The sequence below is a fragment of the Lentzea sp. DG1S-22 genome (assembly GCF_036321065.1).
Classification (GTDB): domain Bacteria; phylum Actinomycetota; class Actinomycetes; order Mycobacteriales; family Pseudonocardiaceae; genus Lentzea; species Lentzea jiangxiensis.
In genome coordinates this window covers 1,174,131-1,199,828 of the sequence record NZ_CP143276.1, presented here as the reverse complement: position 1 = coordinate 1,199,828, position 25,698 = coordinate 1,174,131, and the positions used below count along the sequence as shown (strand labels likewise).

The window sequence follows — 25,698 nt, the reverse complement described above, 5'->3', positions numbered from 1 at the left end:
CGGTGGCTGAACTGGTGTCAGCCAGGGGGAACGCCCCCGAGAACACCGGAGGTAAAGATGTTCGCCAGCCGCAAGTCCGCCGCCTCGACCCTGATCTCGCTCATCATCGCCACGCTCGCCGTCCTCGGAATCGCGAGCGGCACGGCCTCTGCGGCTGACACGCACTGGAACACGCCGGCGACCACCACCGAGGGCCCCGGCGACTGCCCGGAGGACACCCACTGGAGCACCGACCTCCTGGTCTGCGTCGAGGACACCCACTGGTGAACCTGCACCACCGCGAACCCCCTGACGAACCCCCGTCCTGAAGTCTCAGGACGGGGGTTTTTCGTGTTCCACGCCCCTTGGCCGAACAGCCGGAACGGCCGGGAAGCGTCTGCTTCCCGGCCGTTCCGGATCGGCGAGGTCAGCCGACCGGCTGCTCCTTCGGCATCATCAGCGCGGAGGCGACCGCCGGCACCGCGCCCACGACGAGCATCACCACCGGCCACGACGACACCGACAGCACGATCGGGATGATCAGCGGGGTGACGAACGCGCCGCCGAACACCATCGTGTTCTCCAGGCCGAGCGCGGTACCCGACCGCTCGGCGCCCGCCATCGTGGCGATCTCGGCGTAGTGCACGCCGTGCCAGCCGCAGGCGAGGAACCCGGCGGTGACGAAGAGCGCGATCACCAGCCACGTCGGCGCGAACGAGTAGCCCGCCACCCCGACGAACGCGACGGCGATCGCCCAGCTGTACCCGCGCACGAGGGTTCTGCGGTACCGGCCTCCCCGGTTGTCGGTCCACCGGCCGCTCCACACCCGCGAGGCGGCGGCGAGGACCTGGACCACCACGAGCGCCACCACGACGCCTTCGATCGGCAGGCCGATCTCCGAGGTGAGGAACACCGTGCCGAAGGTGAGGACGGTGAACTGCGGAAGGTCGAGCAGGAACGCGGTGATCGCGACGCGCCAGATGTCCCAGCGCCGCAAAGGGCTGGTGGTCGTCGTCGCCGCGATGCCGCCGGACGCCTTGGTGCGCGCGATGGGCGGCTCGTCCAGCCACAGCACGACGGCGACGGTCGCCGCGAGCATGAACACCGTCAGGAACGCGAACACCCACCGGAAGCCGGCGCCCAGGGCGAGCGAGGGCAGGATGGCGGCACCGAGCGCGCCGCCCAGCGGCACTGCGGCGACCCTCAGGCTGATGGCGAAGCCCCGCTTGTTGGCCGGGAACCAGCCCATGACCGCGCGGCCGGACGCTCCGTTGACACAGCCGCCGAGCGCACCGGACAGGAACAGCACCGCGGCCAGCGCCCACGCCGCGGGAGCCGCGCCACCGCCGGGAACCAGGAACGCGGTGACGTAGGCGAGGGTGGCGGTCGTGCCGCCCAGGCCGACGATCAGCACGGTGCGCTCACCGATGCGGTCCGAGAGGATCCCCCAGAACACGTCGGTGACGAAGATGCCCGCCGTCACGGCCGCGAGCACGAGTCCCAGCTGGGACAGGGAGTAGCCGTAGGCGGCGGCGAGGATGGAACCCGAGGTCGGGATGCCCTGGAACGCGGCGCTGAACGCCGCCTGGGCGAAGATCCCGATGCCGAGGATGCCCCAGCGGTAGCGGGACGAGTGCCTCTTTCCGGTGCGCCCGATGACGATGTCGTCGGTCCGCGGGGGCTGGGTGGTCTGTGGTCGGTCCTGCGTCTGCTGGGACATCGGAGGTTCTCCTGGGTCGTTGCACGGGGTCGCCGGTCGTGAGGACACGGGCGTGGTGCGGTGGGGCCGGAGCCCGGCCCCACCGCGAAGGGGACCTACTCGGCCGCGGCACTCGCGGCGACGGTGGCGCTCACCTCGTCGTCGGTGAGCCGGCGGGTGCCCTTCTCCCGCACCACGAGCGCGTAGCACCCGGTCGGAGACGACACCTGGTGCACGCTCTCCGGCTTCTCGATGAACATCGTCCCCGCCGGGTAGCGGTCGCCGTTGTCGTTGTGCAGCTCGCCTTCGAGGATCAGCAGCAGCTCGAAACCGAGGTGCTCGTGCAGGTCGCCGTGCGAACCGGGCTTGAAGTGGGCGATGTAGGCCTCGGCACCGGTCGGACCGGTCTCCGCCGCGGTGTAGAGCCATTCCACGTCCACCTCGTTGCGCCCCGGCTGGACGTACTCCTCCCACTTGATCTGGCCGTTGTGCAGGCCGCCGGCGAAGAGGGACGAGTAGATCTTGATGTCACGCATGGCAGTTCTCTCCTCGGTGTCGTGGTGCGGGTGGTGGAACTGGTGTCTCTCAGCCGATTCCGGGAGCCGCGGGCAGCGCGGTCTCCAGCAGTTCGTCGGCCAGGTACTCGGTCGTGCCGGGGAACTCGGTCCCCGCCGCCCGCTCGACGTCGCGGGCCCGCAGCTCGTTCCGGCGGATCTTCCCGGAGGTGGTCTTCGGCAGCGTCGTGAACTCCAGGCGGCGAACCCATTGGTGGGGAGCCAGGTTCGCGCTGGCGTGGCTGAGGATCCGCCGCGCGGTGCCGGCGTCGGGCAGTTCGCCCGCCGCGAGTGCGACGTAGGCCTTCGGCACCACCAGACCCACCGGGTCGGGAGCGGGCACCACCGCGGCCTCCGCCACGGCGTCGTGCTCGAGGAGCACGCTCTCCAGCTCGAACGGGGAGATCCGGTGGTCGTAGGACTTGAACATGTCGTCCGTGCGTCCCAGGTAGTGCAGGTAGCCGTCTTCGTCGCGGTGGGCGATGTCACCGGTGTGGTAGTAACCGCCGGCGAACGTCTTGGCGTTCTTCTCGTCGTCGTCGACGTAGCCGGGCATCACGCCCAGCGGCCGCGGCGTGAGGCTCACGCAGACCTCGCCGTCGTCGCCCGCCGCGCCCGTGGCCGGGTCGACGAGCACGATGTCGTAGCCGGGCAACGGTTTTCCCATCGATCCCAGCCGGACCGGCAGTGTGGGGCTGTTGCCGATCTGCGCCGTCGTCTCGGTCTGCCCGTACCCGTCCCGCACGGTCACGCCCCAGGCAGCGCGGACCCGTTCGACCACCTCGGGGTTGAGCGGCTCACCGACGCTTCCCGCCTCCCGCAACGACACCTGCCAGTGCCGCAGGTCCTCCTGGATGAGCATCCGCCACACGGTCGGCGGTGCGCAGAACGTCGTCACGCCGTGCCGGACCATGCGGTCCAGCAGGTCCTTGCCGTTGGGGGTGGTCACGCTCAGCACCGAAGCCTCGGCGTTGAGCGGCACGAAGAACGAGCTCCACGCGTGCTTCGCCCAGCCCGGCGCGGAGACGTTCAGGTGGACGTCTCCCGGGCGGACACCGTTCCAGTACATGCCGGACAGGTGCCCCACCGGATAGCTGACGTGGGTGTGCCGCACCAGCTTCGGGCGCGAGGTCGTGCCCGAGGTGAAGTACAGGAACAACGTCTCGTCGGCCCGTGTGGGCGCGTCGGGGGTGAAGCCGGCCGGAGCCGACCGCAGGTCGTCGAGGGCGAGCCAGCCGGGCACCCGGCCCGCGCAGATCCTCGTCACGTGGCCGGGCAACCAGTCGAAGCCCTCGGTCAGCTCCGGCGTCGTGAGCACGTGCCGCACGTCGGCCCGTTCGACGCGGTCGACCAGGTCGGCACCGGACACGGTGGTGAAGGTCGGGACGACGACGGCGCCCAGCTTCATCGCGGCCAGCTGCGACTCCCAGACGGCGAGCTGGTTGTCGAGCATCATGAGCAGTCGGTCGCCACGCCGCACACCGGCGGCGCGCAGGCCGTTGGCGAGACGGTCGGACCGTTCCGAGAGCTCCGCGTAGGAGACCTTCTCCTCGGACCGGCCGCCCACGACGTGCAGCGCCGTGCGGTCGTTTCCGCTCGCCACGGCGTCGAACCAGTCGAGCGCCCAGTTGAACTCGTCGAACTCCGGCCACCTGAACTCGGCGTGGGCCCGGTCGTGGTCGTCGCGGAGCTCCAGCAGCAGGTCCCGCGCGGCGCGGAACTTCTCGGTGGCAGTTCTCGGTGACATGACAGGTCTTTCCCCTCAGATCGCGGCGGCCGGGTGCGTGGCGGTGGACGCCCTCGGCGTCCGGACGGCGGTGCGGTGGCGCAGCACGTCCTCGGCGATGCCGTCCGCGTCGGTGTGGAAACCGGTCATCGGTCCGGGCCTGCCGGTGCCGATCTGCGTGAACCACCGCGTGTTCTCGGTGGGCACGCCCAGCGCGTACAGGTCGGGGTCGGGGTTGCCGAGCACGTCGATGACGTGGAACGGGCTCCTGGTGACCGCGACGCTCCCGGCGCGGAACCGCACACCGCTCGACAGGTCGGCGTTGACCATCTCCGTGATCAGCCCGTCGGACACCAGACCCGCGATGAGCGCGTCGGTGTTGGACGACAGCGTCGACCGCGGGATGCGCGCGTCGATCAGCGTGGAGACTTCGCGCCGCGAGCCGGTGACACAGGAGGACTCCAGCACGAAGGCGCCGCTCGAGTGGTCCGCCCTGACGGACGTTCCCGGCCCCACCACCGTCAGCAGCCCGGCGCGGATCACGGCGGCCGCTTGGTCCACCCGGATCCAGGGCGGGCCGGCGGACACCATGGTGTTGATGGGGTTGAACCACGTCACGAACTCGCGGTGCGACTCGGGCCGCAGCCCGGCGAAGTCGACGGCCTGCCGCACCATCCCGCGGGTGTCGCGCAGGATGTCCAGCGACGCCTTGAGCGGGTTGTCGACGTTGCCCTCGCGGGCCTCGGCGACGTCCTGCCGCAGCAGCTCCAGCAGCTCGTCGTGGAAGGCGTCCGGGCTGTCGAACTCCCTGTCGACGAACGGCCGCGCGATCTGTTCGAGGTCCAGTGGCGGCACGTCCCCGAGGTCCCACGCCGCCAGCAGCTCCTCGCGGTCGTCGGACGCCAGGTGACCGGCCGCGAACCACTGCGCCGCCTCGTCCCCGTGCCTGCGCCGGACGTGCGCGGTGTAGTAGACGTGCTCGACCTCCAGGCGCAGCAACGACAACACGTCCCGCACGAAGTCGAGCTGCGCGGAGCCGGTGATCCGCTGGGCGCCGCGCCGAGCCCGCACGATCGCCGCCTCGGTCACGAACTTGGCCCGGTAGCGGTAGGTCGGGGCCTTCTGGTTGCGGCCGCGCGCCAGCATCACCAGCCCGCTGCGAGAACCCGCGACCAGGTGGGGCTCGCGTCCGCTGGGCAGGTACTCGGTCTGCCCGTCGCGCTCGACGAACCTGCCGCCCCGCCCGATGGTCAGCTCCGCGAGGACGTCGAAGAACGTCAGCCCGAGGCCGATCACACCGACCTGCTCCCCCGGAGCGATCACGCCCAGCGGCATGTCGGCCGCGGAGTCGCCGCGCAGGTACGTCAGGCCGGACCGGTGCCGGGCGAACGTGAGGAGCTCCTTCTCCCCGTCCTCCGGTCTGACCCGCGGGTGCCCGGTGGTCAGCACCACCTTGTCGGCGCCCACCACCGTGCCGCCGGAACCGGTCACCGTCGTCAGCCCGAACTCACGGGTGAGCGACACGGCCTTCTCCGCCACGTGCCGGACCGTCACGCCGTCCGGCGCATTGGCGACGATCGCCTCGAACGCCATCCGGAGGTACTCGCCGTACACGGCCCGCGGACCGTAGTCGTCGGGTCCGACACCGGACCAGCGCGGATGGGTCGAGAGCCAGTCCGAGAACGAAGGCCCGGACCCCGCCCTGGCAGGGCCACCGTCGGGCCCGGCGGAGAACACGCTCACCTCACCGGCGGCGGTGTTCATCAGGAAGCACACCGACTGCGAGGTCCGCCAGATCCGCCCTGCACCCGCCTCGTCGGGGTCGAACAGGTGCACGCGCACCTCTCCGTCCCTGGGCGTGTCCGCCAAACGCGCGACCAGCCGCTCCAGCACGGAGAGTCCTCGCGGACCCGCGCCGACGATCACCACGTCCAGGTCGGCTCGCGGAATGAAGTCAGTCATGGCTTTCCTTTCCAGGGGCCGACGTGTCCGCTGGAGGTTCGCGGCAGTCGGCCCTATCGACACGGCTCCGGCCCTGACCACGCAGGAGCAGGTGACGAGGTGTCCCCGTTCCGCTTCCCCCGTGTCTGTCGGGCTTTCTGTTGCCACCATGGGCATTCCGGCTGTCGACCCGCTATCGATCAGGTATGGGTCCCCGGTTCACGGGCTTTCGGGACAGAGGACTTCACCGTGTTGACGGCCTGCTCGCCGCGGATGGCGGGCGAACAGGCCAGCGGCTCGACCGGCTGGTCGAAGTCGAGCAGCCGGCGGGTCGGCTCGGCACCGAACACGTCTTCGGGGTGGGTGGTGCCGGCCTCCACGATGTCGGCGTTGTCGTTGTGCGCCAACAGCAGCTGGCTGTGCGCGACGACGACCGGCTCGTAGTCGACGTACACCACTCGCACGTCCGGCACGGCGGCCTGGCGATTCCGCGGACTTCGCACCCCGGCCTCGGGCATGAACAGCGCCGCTCGGCGCGGAGAAGGTCTACCTCGGCGTGCCGGTGGTGATGTGCGAGGACGCGTCAGGCAAGGCCGTCGGGGCGTCCACCCGATTCAGCACCGAAACCGACGAGAAGAGAACCGTGGAACCCGGCAGCTTCGGGTCTGGCGGCAACCGCGCCGGCCACCCGCGAATGTCCAGCTACGCCCGGTCCGGTGAGTGGAGTCAAACGCACCTGGGATTGACGGAAGTCGCTTCCGGGTAACGGAGACCCATGGAAGCCGACGCATCCAGGGACTTCGACAGCCGGTCGCCCTTCACCTGGAGAGCTGCGACAACGGCGGCGATGGCCCTCATATCGGTGATAACAGGCATCAGCATCGTCACCTCCAGCGGTGAGGGAATCGGGTGGCTGTTCCTGGCGCTCGGACTGGTCGGTGCTCTTATCGCCGCCTTGATCTTCCGTCTCGCCCGGAAGTACCGCCACATGCAGAACGGAGCCAACGGGCTCTGAGCTCGACTCGGTCGGTCCCGTGTCCAGGCGCTGCGGCAGATCGCCGTGCAGAACTACTACCGTGACGCGGCAGACCGCCTGCGCCGGCGCACCGACGACGAGGGCCGGCTGCCATCCGCGTCCCGCGCGATCGTCTCCCCACGATCCCGACGCCCGCCGGGCACCTCGTCGACGGTGGGGACACCTCTCTGGTCCGTCTGGAGCAAGCCCGAGAACACCACGCAGGAACGCGACACAGCCCCGGTGGGCGGTCAGGACGTCCGCGCCGGGTACGCCCTGCAAAGCCCGGCGCCGCCCGGTTTTCCGCTCGTCCGCCGCCACGCCGCCGGACAGGTGCCCCTCACCCCTCAGTGCGGAGACCCGATCACCCGCAACTGCCCGGCCACGAGCTCATCGGCCTGCTGCAACACCTCCGTCGCCATCATGGCGAGCCCGGCCTCGATCGGCTCGGGCACTCTCTGCCGTCCTTCCGTTCACCCATCCCGCCGGAGAACCTCGACTCCTCTCGAAAGGTGGTTCCCACCGCTTTCCAGGAGAAGGCCCACCGGCCGGTGCGATGGCTTTCCATCGCACCGGCCGGTGGGGTTTCACCTGTGACGATCTCTACTTCTGCGCGCACAGGGCCTTGTCGAAGAAGGCGAGGACCTCCGGCACCCCGGCTTCGTCGTTCGTCACGGCGATGGTGACCGCGCGGCCGTCAGGGGTGATCGCGGCACGGGACTGGAAACCGTCGGCGTCACCGCCGTGGCCGTACGCGGTGATCCCGCAGCTCAGCTTCATCTCGATGGTGCCCAGGCCGTAGCGCCACCCCTCGGGGAAGCCGGGTGAATCGACCGTCTGGCGCATCTCCGCCAGCTGGGCCGGCTTGATCAGCTTGCCCTCCTGCAGAGCGACGAGGAACTTGTTCACGTCGCTCGGGGTGGCGATCATCTGCCCCGCGGCGCCGGCGATCGACGGGTCGAACCGGGTGATGTCGATCAGTCGGCCGGGAACCGGGTTGCCCTTGTCGTCCTTGGCGAACAGGTAGCCCCGCGGGTGCGGTGCACGGATCTCACGGTCACCGGGTCCCGGGTAGTAGGTCTCCTCGAGCCCGGCGCGGTTGATGATCTGGTTCGTGATCACCTCGGCCAGCGGACGTCCCGCCACCTTCTGCGCCACCAGACCGAGCAGGACGTACCCGCCGTTGCTGTACTTCCACACCCTTTCCTGGCCGGGAGCGAACGTGGGCGCCTGGGTCAACGCGGCGTCCAGCAGCTCCCTGGCCTCGAAGTACCTGTCCCTGATCGGCAGGATGCCCTCGGGCATGAGAGGCATTTCACGGGTCATCCCGCTGGTGTGGTTCAGCAGCTGCCTGATGGTGATGTTCCGGCCGTCGATCGCCGCACCGTCACCGGTACCCCGCACCACGCCGGGCAGGTGCTTCTCCACCGCGTCGTCCAGCGAGAGCTTGCCCTCGCCGGCCAACTGCAGAACGGCGACCGCGGTGAACATCTTCGTGGTGCTGGCGATTCGCACGTAGCCGTCCGTCGGCACCTTCGACTTCGTCCGGATGTCCGCCACCCCGGCGGTGTAGTTCGTCACCCGCCCGTTCCTGTCCCGCACCGACATCAGCGCCCCGGGGACCGTTCCGTCCTTCACCAGCGCTTCCAGGCCCGCCTGCAGCGTCCTGTCCTGAGCCGGCCTCGACCTCTCCTCCGAAGCGACCGCGGTCACCGTGAGACCGGCGACCGCCACGACGGCCAACGCGGCGGCGAGCACACCACGCCGCCGGCCGGCGGCGGCCGCGGCCCTCTTGGCCCGACGGCTGGAACCTTTCACCAAGACACACTCTCCAAAGTGGACGTCCTCACTGACGAACACAGTCTCGTCACCATCCCGGTGTCCATGCGATCCTGTGCGCTGCACGACTTCTGGTACAGCCAGCACTACTCCGGAGGTCACTTCGCGCACAGCACGGCGTCGAAGAGCACGGACCGGTCCTCGGCAGCCGACTTGTCCTTCAACGAACCGTTCAGCGAGGTGACCGTGAAGGTCACCGTGCGACCGTCCTCAGTGGCCGCGTTGAAGGTCGAGTAGCCCGGGATGTCGCCGCCATGACCCCACGCGACCTTCCCGCAGCTCAACGGGAGCTTGAACAGTCCGAGTCCGTAACCGACCGGCGATCCCTGCTCCGTCGGGATGGTGGTGCGCATCTGGGCCAGCTGAGCCGGTGCGAGCAGCTTCCCGTCCAGCAATGCGCGCAGGAAGGTGTTCAGGTCGCCAGGCGTGGAGACCATCTGCCCCGCCGCCCAGCCCCAGCTCGGATCCATCCTCGTGAAGTCGACCAGCTCACCGGACGCGCGGTGGCGCTGGTAGCCCCGGGGATGCCGGCCGCGGATGTCCTGCTCGCCCACCTCGGGCACGTACGTGTCACGCAGGCCGATCCGCTCGATGACCCTGGCGGTCACCAGTTCGTTGAACGGGCGGCCGGTGACCCGCTGGGCGATCAGCCCGGCCACCACGTAGTTGGTGTTGCTGTAGGACCACCCGCCGCCGGCGGGCCTGCCGTCCTCCCGGGCGTTCGCCAGATCGAGCAGCTCGCGGGGTTCGAGGTAGGCGTGCCGGTACGGGAAGAAGTCGCCCTCCGAGGGCTCGAACATCGTGGTGGTGTAGTCGGGCAGGCCGCTGTCGTGCTGGAGCAGCTGGCGGACCGTGATCTTCGTGGCGTCCACGCCCTCGGCCCGCACCAGCCCCGGCAGGTACTTCTCGACCGGCGCGTCGAGCTCCAGCTCGCCCTCCCCGGCCAGCTGCAGCACGACCACGGCCGCGAACATCTTGCTCGCGCTACCGATCCGCACCCTGCCGTTCACCGGCACCGCCGCACCGGTCCGCCGATCGCCGACGCCGGCCGTGTAGTGACGGGTCCGCCCACTCCCGTCCCGGACGGCGGCCAGCGCCCCGGGATACCGATCAGCACCGACAACCTCGTCCAACCCCTGCTGGAACGCGTCACGGCGAGGCTCCGCTTGAGCACCCCGGACGGGGCCGGCGAGCGCGAGAGCACCGGCCGCGGTCACCAACACCGCCGTCATGGTGACCACCCGGCGACATCGCGAGGGGAAGGGTCGATTCGGCTGGGGAACAAAGGAACTGAACAAGGAACACGACTCCTGGGATCCGCGCGGACATCGGTCCCGCGCACGATGAACCGCCTGAGTCTGTGCATGCCCGTCCAGACGAACAATCCAGCCTGCTGGACGATCGAGGTAGCGCTGACACCCCTCTTCCTAAAGGTTCGTTTCCCACCCGGTCGCGGTTGCGTCGATTCGGATAAGGTCCCGGCCCGGGAGGTGACGTGGCACAAATGCGGCAACGCCTGCGAATGGCGCTCGATGCCGTCGCGCGCCTGCTCGGCGGCCTGGGCACGGCACTGCTCGCGGCGGCGGCCCTCGTGCTGCTCGGCTCGGTCATGCTGCTGAGCCTCCTCGGTGTCGGTGTTCTCCTGCTCCCCGCAACCTTGCGCACGCTGAGGTCGGTGGCCAACCGGGAACGGACGCGGCTCTCGGTCCTCGAGCCGGCTCCGGTGCCGCGCTCGGCGCGTGCTGCGCTGCGCGACGCGACCGTGCGACGGGAGCTGGCCTGGCTGCCACTGCACGCCACGGTCGGCACCACCGCCGGGTTCGTCGGACTCGTGATGCCGGCCACGATGGTGCAGAACACGACCTACCCGCTGTACTTCCGCCTGTTGCCGCCCGTGGACAACACCCCCACCTTCATCTTCTGGGACGTCTTCCACGACGCCACGGACCTGACCGGTGCGTCGGTCGTGGCGCTGTCCGGCGTGTTCTGCGCCGTCTTCATCGCCATGCTCGGACCGGCGCTCGTCCGGGTGCAGGAGTGGCCGGGCCGGCACCTGCTGACGCCTCCCGCGGGGGCCGATCTCTCGCTGAGGATCGCCGAGCTGACCGCCACGCGTGCCGCGGCTCTCGACGCGCACGCCGCCGAGCTGCGCCGCATCGAACGGTCGCTGCACGACGGGACGCAGAACCGGCTGGTAGCGGTGAACGTGCTGCTCGGCGCCGTGCGGCGGGCCGTGGACCGGAATCCCGCCGCGGCCCACGCCGCGCTGGACCGGGCCCAGGACGCCGCCGAACAGGCGCTCTCCGAGCTGCGGGCCGTGGCGCGCGGCATCCTGCCCCCGGTGCTGGCCGACCGCGGCCTCGCCGGCGCGCTGGCCGGCCTCGCGAGCACCTGCGGCGTGCCGTGCGAGGTGGTGGTGGACGTACCGGGCCGGTGCGCCGCCTCCGTCGAGGCCACCGCGTATTTCGTGGTGGCGGAAGCCCTCTCCAACGTGACCAAGCACAGCGGTGCCACGAGTGCCGTGGTGGAGGTGATCAGGAAGGACGACCGGCTGCTGCTGCGGATCGCCGACGACGGCCGGGGTGGCGCGGACGAGCGCGGTGGGTCGGGGCTGACCGGCATCCGCCGGCGGATCGAGGCGTACGACGGGCGTTTCACCCTGGACAGCCCGGCCGGTGGGCCGACGACGATACGAGTGGAGTTGCCGTGCGGATCGTGATCGCGGAGGACGACCCGTTGCTGCGCGAGGGTTTGGCGTTGCTGCTGCGCGCCGAGTCGCTCGACGTGGTGGCCACCGCGGACACCCCGGGGTCGTTCCTGGCCGCGGTGGCCGAACACGAACCGGATGTCGCCATCGTCGACGTGCGGATGCCGCCCACGCACACCGACGAGGGGATCGTGGCGGCCGTCGAGGCACGCCGCCGCAGACCGGACCTCGCGGTGCTCGTGCTGTCGGCCTACGTCGAGCAGACCTTCGCCACCGAACTGCTGACCGGCGGCGCCAACCGGCTCGGCTACTTGCTGAAAGAACGGGTGGGGCGGGTCGACGAGTTCCTCAGCGCGTTGCACAGGGTGGCAAGCGGTGGCACCGCCGTGGACCCTGACGTGGTGGGCCAACTGCTGGCGCGCAACCCGCACACCAACGCGCTCGGCCGGCTGAGTCCGCGCGAACGGGACGTGCTCGCGCTCATGGCCGAAGGGCTCGGCAACGCGGCCATCGCCGAACGCCTCACCGTCACCGAAGGCGGAGTGCACAAGCACATCCGCAGCATCTTCGCCAAACTGGACCTCGCACCCGACGACCGTGCCGACCGGCGCGTCACCGCGGTCCTGCGCTACCTCGAGGGCACCGGATCGCGTTAGAACGGCTCCGCGCAGATGGTCACGACGCGGTGCAGCGTGTGCTCGGCTCCGCTGCCACCGTGCACCGCTGCTGCCCGGTCGAGCGCCTCACGACTACCGAACCGGAGAACGTCGTGACTGCTGGGACCTCGGCTTCGGCCGTCGAAGGTGAACCTCTCCGGCTCCGAGGTACAGCCTGCTGTACCTCGGTTTTGGAAGCCTGCGGTATCGGCGGCGCCGGCGAACACAACTAACTTCTTCATCATGAACTCGCTCATCCGCAATCGAGCTCTGCTCACGACGGTTCTCGTAGGCGGCATCGCAGCCAACGTCGCCACTCAAGTCTTGGGCATGAGCCTTTACATCAGTGCCGCCTTCGGAGTCATCGCCATCGCCAGCGGTATCGCGCTCTACTCCGACTACCGCAGGAACCACAAAGATCAGCGGAACTGAACCAGCCGCCCATGCCCTTCACCCACAACGCACAAGGCAAAGCCGACGTGCTTTGAGAGCACAGTGCCGGAGCAGGTCGAGAGCAGCTCTGCGCGTTGAACACGCCAGAACGGTCCTCAATGGACTTGAAAGGAACCGCACCGACCTGCAGAAGTCTTGTTTCCGCAGGTCAGCACTACATCCTTGCCATAGTTCGGGGAGCAAATGGGAAGCACACCTGGTGAACACATTCGTGATACCTGAGCGTTCATGCCGCTGACGGCCGTTTCCCGCTCCCGGATCCATCCCCTGCCTTCTTCGGTGCACAAAGGAGACGTGACGATCTTGACGAGTGAGCGATCATGCGCGTACGTCGACGGGTCTCCGATGAAGACCACCGGCGTGGCGGCGACCCCGCACGCACAGGTCAGCACCTCGAACGCGGTAAAAACTTTGTCGTCGTGCGTGTCCGGGTAGTGGCGCGTAGCACTGACGTGTAGTTGCAGCCGTTTCAACGATGGTTCGCATGTGACGATTTGCGGCACCGGCATCGCCGCGAAGTGCGGAGCGCCTTCGATGCGCCCCCTGCGATCGCTCGGCACCCTTCCGGCATCTCGTCCATCAGCTCTTGGTGTGCCTGAGCGAGATCGGTCCGGCTCATACCGGAGGGCTGCTGCACCGTTGGGCGACGTCCGAGTTGGCTTGCCGTGATGGCGAGCCGGGAGGATGCGCTGTACCTGAGCCCCGTCCAGGGCGGTCACGGATCAGGAACCTGGCCCGCGCTGGGTGACCAGCATCCCCGAGCAGGGTGCGGACAGCCTGAATGCCCAGGCATGGACGGGGTGTGCGGTGGTGCCGAGTGCGCATACACGTTTGTCCGCAGGCAGATGTCGGCGAACGCAGGAAGTCCGCTCGTGCAACGGCTGCCCGGCGCGGGGCCGGATCGACGCCCGCAGCCTGGAGGATCATCCACACCGTCGAGGTTGCGATCCCCAGAGCGCGAGCTTGCCGTGGATGCGTCGACAACCCACAAGGGCGCAGAGCGTTCGAAGCGACCGTGCGCGGACGTCCAGGTCTCCGGTTCACGCCCGCACGGGTGTGACGCCGCTTGACCGAATCGCGATGCCACCTCAGCAACCGCATCCGGGCTGACCAGCAGCGGGAACCGGCGCAACTTCCACCCGAGCCACGAGCACGAGCAACACAGCGAGCAACGCCCTGTCCTCAGGTCTCAGCCGCGGGCGTAACGCGAGGATCTCGACGCCCTTCTCGCACTCGGTCATGCGCAAGAGCCGCAGAAGTATGGGAAAAGGCGAGGTAGCCGAACCGAACGGCCGAGCGGTGATCATACCGTCTTCAAGCAGTTCCGTTTTCGGTGAAGCCGTACGCGATAAGCCCTTTTGGCGGAACAGCCGATCAGGACGCCTGCACCTACAACACCCTGCCCACCGGACGCCGACCCACCTACCCCGCGAATTCGGCCACATCGTCAAAGCCGCCTCGGCCTCACACATTTCAGACACGGCCAACTCGCTGAACTGATTGAGATCAGCTTGATGCTGGTCCAATCGGGTCAAAGGCGATGAAAACCGGTCGCTGCGAGCAACAAATCCGCCTGAATCTGGCGCCGTTGGTCCACTCAGGTGAACATGTCTACACGATCCAGAATACCTTGACCCTCAATGGGTGAACTCCTAGTGTTCGGAGCATGCGAGTGTCGGGGGGCGCGCGAAGCGTGAGCGCGGTGATTCACATTTTCGATCTCTGTGAACGGGCTGGTTGTCCGTCCCAGGTCATTCCGGGCTGATCTCGGCGCGAGGCAGGGCGGACGGGTATCCGCCGCGGCGAGGACCGCGGCGCGCGGTCTGTTCGTGCGACGTCGCGGAGCGCTCGTCGAACGTAGTCGTGCGCGGCCGCGCGGCGTCCGAGTCCCGAGCGCGCCCGCTCGTCAGTGGACCTCGTGCTCGCTGGTGAACCCATGCAGCCACATGTAGAGGCGTGCAAAACACGCACGCCAACTGGAGGAAGCGATGACCGCGGTACATCCGGACGCACCGTGCTGGTCGCGGCGGCCTGCGGAGGCCAGTTCGCTGGAGCGCTACTTCCCCCGCCGCGGTGAGGCCGACGTCGAACTGCCGCTGCCGGAGCGGCACGACCCGGTGGTGGTGGCCTCGCTGATCGGCGCGGACGCGATGGCGCGCGGCCGCAGCGTGATGTGCGTGACCAGCGACGACCAGGTGGACCACGTCCTGGAGCGGCTCGCCGTGCTGCCCGGCCCCGAGGCGGTGGACCTGCACCGGGGCGACAACCCGCTGCGGGACCTGGTGGCCCACCACACCGGGCAGGCGCTGGGGGTGTCCGGTTTCTCCACCTACTTCGGCCCCAACCCGGGGATCGACCCGGCGGACGTGGTCGTGCTGGACGCGGACCGCATGAACGACACCGTGATCGGCGCACTGTTCGCGGTCCGGGTGGACCGCCGCACGCACCCCGCCGTCCACCGGCGGCTGCGCGAACTCATCGGCGACGTGCACCCCCCGCAGGGGCTCGAACCGGCGCGCTGGAAAACGCTTGCCGCGCGTGTCCGCGCGATGCTCACCCCGGTGTTCTGCGGCGAGGACACGCGGTTCACCTGGCTGCGGCTGCAACCGTTCCTCCCCGAGTGCCGCGTCGTGGTGGGCGTGGACGACATCGTGATCAGCCCTCCGGGCAAGCTGCTGCACGCGCTGCCCGGCTACCGGCACGCCAAGCAGCGTGTGCACCTGCGCGTGGTACCCGCCCCGGCGGCCGAAGCGGGCACCGAACCGGACGTGTCCGGTCTGTCTCCCAGCATCAGATACGCGGTCGACTACCTGCGCACCTGCTTCACCGACCCGGACCTCACGCTGAACCGGGTGGCCAGCGTGGCCTACATGAGCCGCTACCACTTCTCCCGCAGCTTCCACGAGCAGACCGGGCACCGCTTCATCGACTTCGTCACCTCGCTGCGGATGGACGAGGCGCGGCTGCTGCTGCGCGAGTCGTCGACCTCCATCACCGAGGTCGCCCGCGCCGTCGGCTACCGCGAGCTGAGCCACTTCCAGCGCATGTTCAAGAAGCGCTTCGGCATGTCCGCCTCCGCCTACCGCACCGCCGCCGGGAACTAGACGGGCGGCTCCCGACCGGGAGCCGCCCCCGGGCCACCTCAGTCGCAGCACTGCTCCCGAGCCCACTCCGGGCGGTGCCAGTAGTGCTCCGGCCGCACCTCGGCCGAGGCGAACGGCGCGGCCGTGGTCACCGCGCCACCCGACGCGGCCGCGTTCACCGTGCCGGCGAAGGGCGCCAGCAGGCCGGGCACCGTGTGCCTCACCCCGCCCACGAACACCTCGCGCACGGCGGCCGCCGCGCGGATGTCGGTCAGCGGGTCGCCCTCGACGGCGATCAGGTCGGCGAGGTGCCCCGGCGCCACCGCACCGAGCGTGCCGGCGTAACCGAGGGCCTTCGCGGCGTTGCCGGTGGCGGTGATCAGCGCCTCTCGCGGGGTGAACCCGTACTTGACCAGGGCCCGCAGGTTCTGGTGCGCGCTGATGCCGATGTCGTCCAGTGGCGCGTCCGTGCCCGACACCACCAGACCGCCCGCCCTGTGCACGCGCAGCAGGGCGTCGGCCATGCCCGCGGTGATTCGCTGGTACAGCGGGGCGTACGGGCCCGCCGCGCCGTCGGCCTTGGCGACGAGCCGGGCGTACTCCCAGTCGGGGTACAGCGTCCTGGTCCGCTCGTCGAGCACCAGCGAACGGTCCTCGGCGAGCAGCTCGGAGGCGAAGATCATCGTGGTGGAGACCCACATCCCGCTCGCGACGAGCACCGTGACGGCTTCCTCCGACAACCGGTACCCGTTGTGGCTGAGCGTGCGGGAGTAGCCGAGGCGGTGTCCACCACCGGGGTGCTCCATGCCGTCCAGGCCGCTGTGCGCCGCCGGGTAGAGGTAGTGCGAGGTGACCGGGATGCCCTCGGCGTGCGCCCGCTGCACGGCTTGGCGCTCGAACGGCACGGGCAGCCGCATGTAGAGCTTGACCAGGTCGTAGTCCAGGGCGGCGGCGCGGTCGAGTTCCCGGTCCAGCGCCTTCGCGGACATCACGGTGCGCACGAAGTTGTACGAGGCGCGCGTGCCGTCGAGGGCCTCGCCCGAGCCGAGGTAGCGGGGACCGACCCGGGTGCCCGCCTCCATCGCCTCCCGGTTCTCCACCATCTGGTAGGCGGGGTCGCCGGGAGACCGGCTGGTGGTGACGCCGTAGGACAGCCACAGCCTGCCCTGCCGGTCACCCCACTGCCGCCCGCGCATGTGCCAGTGGTTGTGCGTGTCGATCAGGCCGGGCAGCACCGTCAGCCCGGACAGGTCGACGACCTGGGCGCCGCTCGTGCCGTGGCTGCCCGTGGGGACGATCGTCGCCACCCGGTCGCAGTCGAGCACGATGTCGACGTCGCGCCGCAGCGCGCTCGCGGTGCCGTCCCACACCGCCCCGGCGCGCAGCACCACCTTGCCCTGCGCCTTGGCCGGCTGGTACCGCAGGTCGGCCCGCAGGGTGCGGGTGGTGCCGCCGCGGGTGAGCCGCAGGGCGCCGTTGTTCAGGTGCAGCAGCGCGCGGCCGTCCGGGGTCACCGCGACGGAGTCGGTCACCTCGTCGGTCAACCGCACCGGCGCTCCGGTGATGGTGCCCGCCGCGTCGGCGGGCACTCGCCAGGCGAGGCTCTCGGCCACGAGGACGAACCCGTCCCGTGTCCACATAGGACCGTCGTCGCCGCGGGTGGAGATCGAGCGCTCCGGGGCGATGGCCTGGTAGCGCAGCACTCCGGTGGACAGGTCGACGGTGAGGATCTGGTTGTGGCCGGTCGCGGTGCGCCGGGAGTAGGGCACCAGGGCGGCTACCGCGAGCTTGCCGCCGTCGGGCGACCAGGCGGGCCTGCCCGGCTGGTAGAGGGCGGGCAGCACCTGGCGCGTGGTCCGGGCCGCGAGGTCGAGCACCCAGGTCGCGCCGGACTCGTCCTGGTAGGCGACCTGGGTGCCGTCCGGGGAGATCCGGGGCAGGAACTGGCCGTTCGGCGCGTCGGTGAGCCGCTCGGACCGGCCGGAGCCCAGGTCGAGCCGCCACAGGTTGATCGTTCCGGCGCGATCGCTCGCGTAGACGAGCGATCGGCCGTCCGGTGCGAAGTCCGGGTCGGTGGCGACGTAGCCGTCGTCGACGATTTTGCGGGCGGTGCCGCCGACAGGCAGCAGCCACAGGGCGTTGAGCGCCCGGAAGGCGATCTGCGTGCCGTCGGCGGACAGCACCGGGCCGACGATCCCCTTGGCCTGCCTGGCTTCGGTGGCCCGCAGGTCGCGCGGGGCGCGCCGGTACGGGGCGGCGGCCAAGGCCAGCTCGGCGGTGAACGGGACGTCGACGGCGGCGCCGTCCAGCGTGCGCCTGCGCACCTTTCCGCTTGCGCTGTAAAGGAACTCGCGGGCCGACACCCACGCCACCGGCAGCGGGGCGAGGTCTTCGCCGGTGACCACGGTCCGATCGCCGACGACCAGGTCGGTGGCGGCGCCGTCGATGCGGACGTAGGTGAGGCCGGCACCGTCCGGGGTGAAGCCGGGCGCGGCGAGGACCACCTCACCCGCGACCGGCCGGGTGCGGGCACCGGAGGCCAGGTCCAGCACCTCGATGGCGGTGTCGCCGACGAGGTAGGCGAGCTTGGTGCCGTCCGGCGACCACGCGGGGCTGGTGTGCACCTCGTCGGTCTCCGTGACGGCGGTCAGCGCGCCGGAGGCGGTGTTGAGCACGTAGATCCGGCTGACGTGGTCCCGGTCGGAGGAGAAGGCGACCTTGGTGCCGTCCGGGCTGAAACGGGGCTCGGTGTCGTACCCGGGCCCGGAGGTCAGCCGGGTCAGCGCGCCGTCGTCGACGTTGACCGTCCAGGCGTCGAAGGCACCGTCGCGGAAGGACTGGAACAGGATCCGGCGGCCGTCGGGGGCGAACTGCGGGCGCGAGGCGTCGTGCTCCAGCGGTGTGACCAGCCTGGCCGCGCCGCCCGCCACGGGCAGCACCCAGATGCCGCCCGAGACGTCGATCGCGAGCGTGCGCCCGTCCGGGGAGACCGCGACGCCGAGGTTGGCGCTGTCCGAGACGGTCACCGCGCGGCTCCTCGAGGCGCCGTCCGGCCGCGCCGACGCCGGGACCGGCCCGGTCGCCAGCCACAGCGCGCTCGCGGCCGCTCCGCCCAGCCGCAGCGCTCCGCGTCGAGAGATCTCCATGTGCGTCCTACGCCTTCCGCGCCGTGGTGTACCTGGGCAGGTCGTTGTGGTCGGTGTGGTCGGCGATGTCCTCGAACACGCCGAGGTCGTCCAGCAGGGACATCACCGCCGGGGCCTGCTCGTCGTCGTGTTCGACGGCCACGCCACCACCGGGGCGCAGCAACCGCGCCGCCGCCGAGGTGACCGCGCGGATGACGACGAGGCCGTCGTGCCCGGAGAACATCGCCGGGTGCGGCTGGTGCTGCTGCCACTCCGGTGGGAGGACCCGGCCGTCGACCACGAACGGCGGGTTGGCCAGCAGCAGGTCCACCCCGCCGTCGAGCTCGGCGAACAGGTCGGGAGCGGTGACATCACCCTCGTGCAGCGCGATCGGGGTGTCCCCGGCCTCGGCTCTGACCGCCGCGTTGCGCCTGGCCCAGACCAGCGCCTCCGGGGACAGCTCGACCGCGTGCACCCTGGCGTCCGGGCGAGCGTGCGCCACGGCGAGCGCGATGGCCCCCGAACCCGAGCACAGGTCGACCACCACGGGGTCCGCCACCTGCCGGATCGCCGCCAGCCCCCACGCCAGCAGTGGCTCGGTGTGCCTGCGCGGGACGAAGACGCCGGGTCCCACCTCGACCTCGATGCCGCCGAGCCGCGCGCGGCCGGTGAGGTACTCCAGCGGCACCCGCCGCGCCCGCCCCGCCACCAGGTCTCGCACCCGTTCGGCGGTGGTGGCGTCGAGCCGCGTGTCGCCGGGCAGCTCCCCGGCCGGACGACCGAGCGCGTGCGCGGCGAGGGCCTCGGCGTCCGCGCGCGGGGCCCAAGCCCCTGCGTCGGCCAGCGCCTTCTCGGCGTCGTCGAGCAGCTCTGCCAGTGTCGGCGACTCGGTCATGCGTATCGGGTCCCTTCCAGGATCTTCGCCGCGGTCTCCAGGTCGGCGCGCTCGTGCAGGGCCGAGAGCGCGAAGCGGACGAGACCGGTGCCCTTGGCGACGGTGGGGAAGAAGGCGGGCAGGATCAGCACACCCGCGTCCTTGAGCGCGGCCGTGGTGGCGAACGCCTCCGCCTCGGTGGCGAAGTGCGCCCCGCGCACCGGCGACCGCAGCCCGGCGTTGACCAGCCGGCCCCCGGTCAGCTCGTCGAAGTCGTCCGCGTTGCGCCACAACCGCTCCTGCAACCGCGCGACTTCGCCGTCGACGTGCAGCCGCGCGGCGGCCACGTTCGCGGCGAGCAGCGGGAGCATGATCGAGTGGCCGAACACCAGCGGGTTGGCGAACTTGCGCAGCACGCGCACGTCCGCCTCGCCCGGCACGAGGGCGAACCCGCCGGAACCACCGAACGCCTTGGACAGCGAGCCCGCGATCACGACGTTGTCCGGCAGCCGGTCGCCGAAGGTGTCGAAGGCGTACCCGGCGCCCAGCGGGCCCGCGATGGAGATGCCGTGCGCGTCGTCGACGTAGAGGTGCCCGCCGTGCGGCCGCAGCGCCTCCAGCACGCCGGCCACGTCGATCAGCCCGCCCATGGAGCCGACGCCGTCGACCAGCGCGATCGGGGTGCGGCCGGTGGCCGCGACCTCCCGCAGCGCGGTCTCCATCGAGCCGGGCTCCTCCAGGTCGAACCGGCGGGCGGGGCCGATCTGGCCGAGCAGGCCGCGCAGGATCTGCATGGACGAGTGCGCGGTCTTCTCCACCAGGAACGCCGCGCCCGCGGGCGCGATCGGGTAGCTCGGCAGCGCGCCGCTGCCCAGCAGCGGCAGCACCCCGAGGTGCACGGTGCCCACCGAGGTGAACGCGACCGCCCGGTTGCCCCGGTAGACCTGCCCGAGCAGGTCCTCCAGCTCGGGCAGGTAGTGCGGCCGCATCCGGTTGCGGGAGGAGGAGAAGTGCACGCCGAACCGGCGCAGCGCGTCCTCGGCGGCCTCGACCAGCGCCGGGTGCTCCTCCAGGCCGAGGTAGGAGCAGGAGACGAACTCCAGCGCCTCCCCGCCCTCGGCGAGCCACACCCGCTTGCCGCGGCGGGCAGTGATGGTGTGCCCGGTCAGGCCCTGCTCGAAGGCGCGGTCCAGGGCGTCCGAGGTCCGGCTGATCCTCGACTCGACCCAGTTCGCGGTCTGGGTCGCCGATTGCTGGGTCATGCTTCCTCGCTTGGCGGTAGATCCCCGCTGGGGGGTGGATCGGAAGAGCTGGGCGCAGTGGTCGGCGTGCGGGGACAGCTCCGGGCCGAAGTAGTCGCGAAGCCGGGCGAGCGCGGCCCCGAAACCCGCCTCGTCGCCCCGGTCGACGAGATCGGCCACGTGGCGCAGGCCGTCGGCCAGCGCCGATCGGGTGGCCCGCCCGCGCGGGTTGGCGGCCTGGACGTCCCAGTAGACCTCCGGTGTGCCCGCCGCGATCCTCGCCAGCAGTGCCAGCAGCGTTCGGTGCGGCGGCGTCGCCAGCGGCGCCACCTCGCCGACTCCGTCGGTGAGGTCGGCGAGCGCGAGGCCGAAGCCCAGCACGGCGGCGTGGGTGAGCACCTGGGTGGCGCCCGCGAGCCGGTCGTGGTCGGCGGCGGACAGCCGCACCACGTGGGCGCCCCACTCCCCCACCAGCGCCAGCAGCTCGGTGGCCTTCGGCCCGTCGTGGACCACGACGGCGGCGACCGACTCGCCCGCGAACCCCAGCGACGGGGCGAACATCGGGTTCAGGCTCACCGCCTCCACCTCGCGCAGCCCGGTCAGCACCGGTGCGACCGCACTCTTGACCGACAGCGTGTCGGCGACCAGCGCGCCGGGCCGCACGTGCTCGGCCAGCACCGGCAGCGCGGCGAGCGCGACCCGTTCCGGCACCGCGAGCAGCACCAGGTCGGCCGCGCTGATCTCGGTGCGCAAGGCGGCGTCCGGGGCTGTGGCATCACCGCCGCCGGTCGCCGGGTCGGCGACCACCACCTCCGCCCCTGCTTCCCGCAACGCCTGCGCGAACAGCCCGCCCACCGCGCCCGCGCCGCCGAGCACGAGGCAGCGGCGCAGCGACCGGACGGCGCTCACAGCGCGCCGCCGACGGCGGGCCGCAGCGCCGTCTCCGCCACGGCGGTCAGCACGGCGCGGGACTTCACGACGGTCTCCTCGAACTCCGCGACGGGGTCCGACATGGCCACCACCGCGCCGCCGACCCCGAAGCTCAACCGCTCGCCGTCCACGACCAGGGTGCGGATCACGATGCTCAGGTCGGCGGCGCCGGAGAGGGAGAACCAGCCGATCGCACCCGAGTACACCCCGCGCGGCCCTTGTTCGAGCCGGTCGATGATCTCCATCGTGCGCACCTTCGGCGCGCCGGTCATGGAACCGCCGGGGAACGCGGCGCGCACGCAGCTCACCGCCGTCTCCCCCGCCCGCAGCGTGCCCCGGATCGTGGAGACGAGCTGGTGCACGGGGGCATAGGTCTCCACGTCGAAGAGCACGGGCACGTGCACCGAGCCGATCTCGCACACCCGGTTCAGGTCGTTGCGCACCAGGTCGACGATCATCAGGTTCTCCGCGCGGTCTTTCTCGTGCGCGGACAGGTCGAGCCGCAGCAGCTCGTCGTCCTGCGGTGTCGCGCCGCGCGGGCGGGTGCCCTTGATCGGCTTGGACTCCGCGACGCCCGCCGCGTCGATGGACAGGAACCGCTCCGGGGACGCGCTGAGCACCGCCAGGTCACCGAAGTCGAGGAAGGCGCCGTAGGGCACCGGGCTGATCCGCCGCAGCGCCTCGTAGGTGCGCCGCGGGTCGATCCGCTCGTCGACCTCGACCGCGTTGGTCAGGCAGATCTCGTACGACTCGCCGTGCCGGATCTCCTCCAGGCAGGTCGCCACCCGGTCGAGGTAGGCGGCCCTGTCGTGCCTGGGCCGCACGGTGTCCAGCCGCGCCATGTCGGTGCCCGCCTCGGCGTCGAGCGCCTCCACCACCGAGTTCCCGCCACCGGCCGCCGGCAGCGCGCACAGGCGCGTCGCTGTCTCGTCGAGCCAGGTCAGGGCGGCGGCCTCGGTCTCGGCGGTGGCGAGCGCGAGCAGGTACGAGCGGTGGTCGGCGTGGTCGATCGCGAGCATCCGGTCGGCGAACAGCAGGGCCGCGTCCGGGGTCGGCGACCGGTGCGCGGCGGAGCCGGAGGTCTCCGCCTTCAGCTCGTAGCCGAGGTAGCCGACGTACCCGAGGTCGAACTCGAACGGCAGGCCGGGCGGTGTCGGCACGGCCCGGCGCTTGACCTGCTCGTCCAGGTAGCCGAAGAAGTCCTGGCGGACGTGCTGCTCGCTGCCGTCGGCGCGGCGCACCCGCACGGTCCGCTCGTCGACCCGGTAGGTCAGCGTCTCCGCGTGCGGGCCGCGGTCGTCGCCGAGGAAGGAGAACCGGGACTGGCCGGGCCGGACATCGCTGGTGTCCAGCCAGAAGCTGTGTTCCGCACCCGCGAAGAGCTCGCGGTGCGCCGCGGCGGCATCGGGCTCGCGGTCGATCTCCCGCACGTGCACGCTCCACGCGGCCCGCTCCGGCGCCACCGCCGGTGCGGGGCCGGCCGAGCCCCACGACAGCGCCAGGTCGCGGAAGTTGGCGAGCAGCTGCCTGCCGTACTCGCTGCTGATCGACTCGGGGTGGAACTGCACGCCCCACAGCGGCTCGCTGCGGTGCCGCAGTCCCATCAGGATGCCGTCCTCGGTCCACGCCAACGCCTCCAGCTGGTCGGAGAGGCGGGTGACGGTCAGCGAGTGGTAGCGCACCACGGAGATCGGCGACGGCAGACCGGCGAACACGTCGGTGCCGGTGTGGTAGACCAGCGAGCTGCGGCCGTGCATCGGCTCGGGAGCCAGGTCGACGGTGCCGCCCAGCAGGTGCGCGATGCCCTGGTGGCCGAGGCAGACGCCGAGCACCGGCAGGCCGGACTCCTTGATGGCCTGCGCGCTGATGCCGACGTCGCGGCCCCGGTCGGGCCGCCCCGGCCCGGGGGAGACCACCACCGCGTCGAAGTCGTTGGCCACCCCGGCGGGCATCGCCTCGTCGTTGCGCACCACCACCGGCGCCCGGCCGGTCACCTCGCCCAGCAACTGGTGCAGGTTGTAGGTGAACGAGTCGTAGTTGTCGATCAGCAGCGTCCGCATCGCGGCCCGTCCTCCAGATCCTCCGCCGTGGCTCACGGTGTCGTTCGCGCGCCGATGACCTCGTCCTCGACCCGGCAGGTCTCGCCGATGACCAGGTCGTAGAGCGACCGCAGGAACGCCTGGTCGATGCCGTGGCTCGCGCCGTAGCGCGCGGCGCGCTCCTGCACGACGCCGATGCGGTGCGGCTGCATCATCGGCACGTCGAACTCGCGCTTGTGCTCGGCGATGCGCACGCACAACCGGATGCGGTCGCGCAGCGCGTCGAGCAGGCGCAGATCGATGCCGTCGAGCTCGGCCCGCAGTGCTTCCAGCCGGGCGTCGGGATCGGACATGTCTCGCTCCTCCTGGGTCATCCGGCACTCGGGTGGGTGTAGAGCACGGGGACCTTGCCCCGGTCGGTGCGCGCGAACAGCTCGGCAGGCACCCGCTCGACGCTGAAGCCGAGGCACTGCGCGCTGGTGAGCACCGCGCGCAGCTGCTGGGCGTCGCTGAGGCAGTCCACCACCGCCTGGGTCGTGATCCACTCGGGTGTGCGGCTCGACAGCAGCAGGCGCAGCCGGTGGCCGCGCGGCTCGGGCAGCACCTGGAGCTGGCAGTCGGCGGGCTCGGTGATGCCGAGCTTGCCGAGCTGGCCGAGCAGCAGGTCGGACGAGACCACCTCGGTGTCGATGTTGAGCGAGGTCGCCGTGCGGCCGTGCAGGGTCAGCAGCCGCGCGGCGCTGCCGCACGCGCACGGGCTGGTACGGAACGCGCCGACATCGCCTATGCGGTAACGGAACAGCGCCATCCCGGTGTCGCTGAGCGCGGTGATGACCACCTCGCCGGTGGCGCCGTCGGGCAGCGGCTCCCCCGTCCGCTCGTCGACGACCTCCACCACCACCGCGTCCTCGTGCACGTGGTGCGTCGCGCCGGACAGCTGCTCGCACTGGTAGCCGATCGGGCCGGTCTCGGAGGTCGAGTAGGCGAGCGAGCGGACGGTGAGCCGGGGCGCGGCCTCCGCGATCGCCGCGCGGCGCGCCTCGCCGAGCAGTTCGCCGATGTAGAAGAAGTACCGCAGGGAGGCGAGCAGCTTCGGCGAGGACCCGGTCAGCACCTCGACCCCGTAGCCGGGGTTGGCCGCCAGCGCGTCCACGGCGTGCTCGGCCACGACCGCCGCGGTCTCCGCCGGGCTGGTCTGGCTCGCGAGCGGGTAGGAGCGGGCGCCCGCGAGGCGGATCACGTCCTGGGTGAACAGGAACGCGCCACCGCTGAGTTCGGCGGGGTAGAAGCAGTTGGCGATCCGCCTGGCGGGCGCGGACCGGGTCGCGGCGAGCAGACCCCGCGCGCCCAGCGTGCCGACCTGGTGGTTGAACTCCCAGGAGTGGTACATCATCTTGGGCTTGCTCGCGGTGCCGCTGGAACGCAGGACCATGCCGGGGCCGTCGCCGCCGAGCCGGAACTCCGGCGAGTGCGGCGGGCTGCCGTCGGCGAGTTCGCGGCTGCTGAGCAACGGGAGCCGCCGCAGGTCGGCGGTGGTCATGCCGGGCGCGAGGTCCGGCCAGCGGCGGCGCACCGCCGGGGTGGCGAGCGCGGCGTCGACCATCGCGGTGAAGTTGAGCTCCCGCAACCGATCCAGCTCGGTGCGGTCGACCACGTCCTGGTCGACGGCGAGCCGGATCCGCGACGCCCGGTGGCTTCCTGGGGTGCCGGCCGCGTTCATGGGCGTGCTCCTCTTGGCGCTGCGGTGATCGGGTTTCCCAGATATACCGCGCACTCCCGACGCCGGGACCGGTTCTGGCGGTGACCGGCAACAAACGCGGCGTGCCCCGGTGCGACG

The 25,698-nt window shown here is 71.0% G+C and carries 20 protein-coding genes; 6 read left to right on the top strand and 14 right to left on the bottom strand.

Features of this window, described 5'->3' with window-relative positions; genetic code table 11:
• Positions 1-57 precede the first annotated feature (57 nt).
• Positions 58-267, top strand: a complete 210-nt coding sequence (locus V1227_RS05275) for a hypothetical protein (protein ID WP_329791331.1) — start codon at positions 58-60, stop codon at positions 265-267.
• Positions 268-406: 139 nt separating this feature from the next.
• On the opposite strand, the gene V1227_RS05270 is transcribed toward V1227_RS05275, so the two are convergent.
• The 5 genes from V1227_RS05270 to V1227_RS05250 all read right to left on the bottom strand — a co-directional run bounded on the left by V1227_RS05270 (position 407) and on the right by V1227_RS05250 (position 6,372).
• On the bottom strand, positions 407-1,699 hold the full coding sequence (locus tag V1227_RS05270; RefSeq protein ID WP_329791330.1) for an MFS transporter: 1,293 nt from the start codon (positions 1,697-1,699) through the stop codon (positions 407-409).
• A 95-nt stretch (positions 1,700-1,794) separates the two neighbouring features.
• Entirely contained in the window at positions 1,795-2,214 is a 420-nt protein-coding gene (locus V1227_RS05265; protein ID WP_236224483.1) for a cupin domain-containing protein, read from the bottom strand.
• A gap of 49 nt (positions 2,215-2,263) precedes the next feature.
• Positions 2,264-3,979 carry an AMP-binding protein gene (locus V1227_RS05260; protein ID WP_329791329.1) on the bottom strand — a complete coding sequence of 572 codons (1,716 nt, stop codon included), beginning with the start codon at positions 3,977-3,979 and terminating at the stop codon, positions 2,264-2,266.
• A gap of 15 nt (positions 3,980-3,994) precedes the next feature.
• Complete coding sequence (locus V1227_RS05255; RefSeq protein ID WP_329791328.1) at positions 3,995-5,920, bottom strand: FAD/NAD(P)-binding protein; 1,926 nt, start codon at positions 5,918-5,920, stop codon at positions 3,995-3,997.
• A 179-nt stretch (positions 5,921-6,099) separates the two neighbouring features.
• Positions 6,100-6,372 carry an SAM-dependent methyltransferase gene (locus tag V1227_RS05250; RefSeq protein ID WP_329791327.1) on the bottom strand — a complete coding sequence of 91 codons (273 nt, stop codon included), beginning with the start codon at positions 6,370-6,372 and terminating at the stop codon, positions 6,100-6,102.
• A 302-nt stretch (positions 6,373-6,674) separates the two neighbouring features.
• Between V1227_RS05250 and V1227_RS05245 the strand changes: the two genes are divergently transcribed.
• Complete coding sequence (locus tag V1227_RS05245; RefSeq protein ID WP_329791326.1) at positions 6,675-6,914, top strand: hypothetical protein; 240 nt, start codon at positions 6,675-6,677, stop codon at positions 6,912-6,914.
• Between the two features lie 603 nt (positions 6,915-7,517).
• On the opposite strand, the gene V1227_RS05240 is transcribed toward V1227_RS05245, so the two are convergent.
• Both V1227_RS05240 and V1227_RS05235 read right to left on the bottom strand, forming a co-directional pair.
• Entirely contained in the window at positions 7,518-8,732 is a 1,215-nt protein-coding gene (locus tag V1227_RS05240) for a serine hydrolase domain-containing protein (protein WP_329791325.1), read from the bottom strand.
• A gap of 119 nt (positions 8,733-8,851) precedes the next feature.
• Entirely contained in the window at positions 8,852-9,985 is a 1,134-nt protein-coding gene (locus tag V1227_RS05235; protein ID WP_329791324.1) for a serine hydrolase domain-containing protein, read from the bottom strand.
• 272 nt (positions 9,986-10,257) lie between these two features.
• Between V1227_RS05235 and V1227_RS05230 the strand changes: the two genes are divergently transcribed.
• From V1227_RS05230 to V1227_RS05220, 3 genes are all read left to right on the top strand, one after another.
• Positions 10,258-11,472, top strand: coding sequence for a sensor histidine kinase (locus tag V1227_RS05230; RefSeq protein WP_329791323.1), 1,215 nt, complete (start codon positions 10,258-10,260; stop codon positions 11,470-11,472).
• A complete protein-coding gene (locus V1227_RS05225; RefSeq protein WP_329791322.1) occupies positions 11,460-12,116 on the top strand; it encodes a response regulator transcription factor in 657 nt (218 codons plus the stop codon). The genes V1227_RS05230 and V1227_RS05225 overlap by 13 nt, the downstream gene beginning before the upstream one ends.
• A 243-nt stretch (positions 12,117-12,359) precedes the next feature.
• The gene (locus V1227_RS05220; protein WP_329791321.1) at positions 12,360-12,548 is read left to right on the top strand and encodes a hypothetical protein; all 189 of its coding nucleotides are present in this window, start codon (positions 12,360-12,362) and stop codon (positions 12,546-12,548) included.
• Positions 12,549-12,664: 116 nt separating this feature from the next.
• Here V1227_RS05220 and V1227_RS05215 read toward each other — a convergent pair whose 3' ends face one another.
• Complete coding sequence (locus V1227_RS05215) at positions 12,665-13,129, bottom strand: hypothetical protein (RefSeq protein ID WP_329791320.1); 465 nt, start codon at positions 13,127-13,129, stop codon at positions 12,665-12,667.
• Positions 13,130-14,557: 1,428 nt separating this feature from the next.
• Between V1227_RS05215 and V1227_RS05210 the strand changes: the two genes are divergently transcribed.
• Positions 14,558-15,673 (top strand): helix-turn-helix transcriptional regulator, encoded by a 1,116-nt coding sequence (locus V1227_RS05210; protein WP_329791319.1) that lies wholly within the window; start codon positions 14,558-14,560, stop codon positions 15,671-15,673.
• Between the two features lie 38 nt (positions 15,674-15,711).
• Here the strand turns inward: V1227_RS05210 and V1227_RS05205 are convergent, their stop codons facing one another.
• From V1227_RS05205 to V1227_RS05180, 6 genes are read right to left on the bottom strand one after another with little or no spacing between them, the layout of a single operon-like run.
• Positions 15,712-18,798, bottom strand: a complete 3,087-nt coding sequence (locus V1227_RS05205) for an amidohydrolase family protein (RefSeq protein ID WP_329791318.1) — start codon at positions 18,796-18,798, stop codon at positions 15,712-15,714.
• A 7-nt stretch (positions 18,799-18,805) separates the two neighbouring features.
• The gene (locus tag V1227_RS05200) at positions 18,806-19,672 is read right to left on the bottom strand and encodes a N5-glutamine methyltransferase family protein (RefSeq protein WP_329791317.1); all 867 of its coding nucleotides are present in this window, start codon (positions 19,670-19,672) and stop codon (positions 18,806-18,808) included.
• Positions 19,669-21,801, bottom strand: coding sequence for an aminotransferase class I/II-fold pyridoxal phosphate-dependent enzyme (locus V1227_RS05195; RefSeq protein ID WP_329791316.1), 2,133 nt, complete (start codon positions 21,799-21,801; stop codon positions 19,669-19,671). Before V1227_RS05195 ends, V1227_RS05200 begins: the two co-directional genes overlap by 4 nt.
• Positions 21,798-23,882, bottom strand: a complete 2,085-nt coding sequence (gene pabB, locus V1227_RS05190; protein WP_329791315.1) for an aminodeoxychorismate synthase component I — start codon at positions 23,880-23,882, stop codon at positions 21,798-21,800. The genes V1227_RS05195 and pabB overlap by 4 nt, the downstream gene beginning before the upstream one ends.
• 32 nt (positions 23,883-23,914) lie before the next feature.
• Positions 23,915-24,214 carry a chorismate mutase family protein gene (locus V1227_RS05185; protein WP_236224526.1) on the bottom strand — a complete coding sequence of 100 codons (300 nt, stop codon included), beginning with the start codon at positions 24,212-24,214 and terminating at the stop codon, positions 23,915-23,917.
• Positions 24,215-24,231: 17 nt separating this feature from the next.
• Positions 24,232-25,581, bottom strand: a complete 1,350-nt coding sequence (locus tag V1227_RS05180) for an AMP-binding protein (RefSeq protein WP_329791314.1) — start codon at positions 25,579-25,581, stop codon at positions 24,232-24,234.
• Between the last annotated feature and the right edge of the window lie 117 nt (positions 25,582-25,698).

What these genes read in the sequence shown, in the direction of transcription:
- V1227_RS05260 (WP_329791329.1), bottom strand. Translation starts at nt 3,979, where the DNA reads ATGTCACCGAGAACTGCCACCGAGAAGTTCCGCGCCGCGCGGGACCTG.
- V1227_RS05200 (WP_329791317.1), bottom strand. Translation starts at nt 19,672, where the DNA reads ATGACCGAGTCGCCGACACTGGCAGAGCTGCTCGACGACGCCGAGAAG.
- V1227_RS05205 (WP_329791318.1), bottom strand. Translation starts at nt 18,798, where the DNA reads ATGGAGATCTCTCGACGCGGAGCGCTGCGGCTGGGCGGAGCGGCCGCG.
- V1227_RS05270 (WP_329791330.1), bottom strand. Translation starts at nt 1,699, where the DNA reads ATGTCCCAGCAGACGCAGGACCGACCACAGACCACCCAGCCCCCGCGG.
- V1227_RS05275 (WP_329791331.1), top strand. Translation starts at nt 58, where the DNA reads ATGTTCGCCAGCCGCAAGTCCGCCGCCTCGACCCTGATCTCGCTCATC.
- V1227_RS05245 (WP_329791326.1), top strand. Translation starts at nt 6,675, where the DNA reads ATGGAAGCCGACGCATCCAGGGACTTCGACAGCCGGTCGCCCTTCACC.
- V1227_RS05230 (WP_329791323.1), top strand. Translation starts at nt 10,258, where the DNA reads ATGCGGCAACGCCTGCGAATGGCGCTCGATGCCGTCGCGCGCCTGCTC.
- pabB (WP_329791315.1), bottom strand. Translation starts at nt 23,882, where the DNA reads ATGCGGACGCTGCTGATCGACAACTACGACTCGTTCACCTACAACCTG.
- V1227_RS05255 (WP_329791328.1), bottom strand. Translation starts at nt 5,920, where the DNA reads ATGACTGACTTCATTCCGCGAGCCGACCTGGACGTGGTGATCGTCGGC.
- V1227_RS05220 (WP_329791321.1), top strand. Translation starts at nt 12,360, where the DNA reads ATGAACTCGCTCATCCGCAATCGAGCTCTGCTCACGACGGTTCTCGTA.
- V1227_RS05180 (WP_329791314.1), bottom strand. Translation starts at nt 25,581, where the DNA reads ATGAACGCGGCCGGCACCCCAGGAAGCCACCGGGCGTCGCGGATCCGG.
- V1227_RS05235 (WP_329791324.1), bottom strand. Translation starts at nt 9,985, where the DNA reads ATGACGGCGGTGTTGGTGACCGCGGCCGGTGCTCTCGCGCTCGCCGGC.
- V1227_RS05265 (WP_236224483.1), bottom strand. Translation starts at nt 2,214, where the DNA reads ATGCGTGACATCAAGATCTACTCGTCCCTCTTCGCCGGCGGCCTGCAC.
- V1227_RS05210 (WP_329791319.1), top strand. Translation starts at nt 14,558, where the DNA reads ATGACCGCGGTACATCCGGACGCACCGTGCTGGTCGCGGCGGCCTGCG.
- V1227_RS05185 (WP_236224526.1), bottom strand. Translation starts at nt 24,214, where the DNA reads ATGTCCGATCCCGACGCCCGGCTGGAAGCACTGCGGGCCGAGCTCGAC.